This window comes from Vibrio genomosp. F10 str. 9ZD137, from assembly GCF_049974785.1.
In the GTDB taxonomy this organism is placed as follows: domain Bacteria; phylum Pseudomonadota; class Gammaproteobacteria; order Enterobacterales; family Vibrionaceae; genus Vibrio.
Genome location: NZ_JBNGCJ010000817.1, coordinates 1 through 204 on the forward strand (window position 1 = coordinate 1; position 204 = coordinate 204).

The 204-nt window shown below is 51.5% G+C and carries 1 protein-coding gene; it reads right to left on the bottom strand.

Translation table 11 applies throughout. The annotated features are described in order from the left end of the window. A partial coding sequence (locus ACP45E_RS18690; protein WP_141707420.1) for an efflux RND transporter permease subunit occupies positions 1 to 204 on the bottom strand: 204 nt, incomplete at both ends.

Below are 204 nucleotides of genomic sequence, written 5' to 3' on the forward strand. Positions count from 1 at the left end.
TCGGCGCGGCCAATTTTGCCCCAAACGGTTTCCACCTCAGGCACGGTTTTGATCAGCTTGTTGGTTTGCTGTAGCAGCTCACGCGCCTTACCAATAGAAATGCCCGGGTAAGTGGTTGGCATATACATCAAATCGCCTTCATCCAGTGGTGGGATGAATTCGCTACCGAGCTTGCTGGTTGGGTAATACGCCGAAGCCATTAAA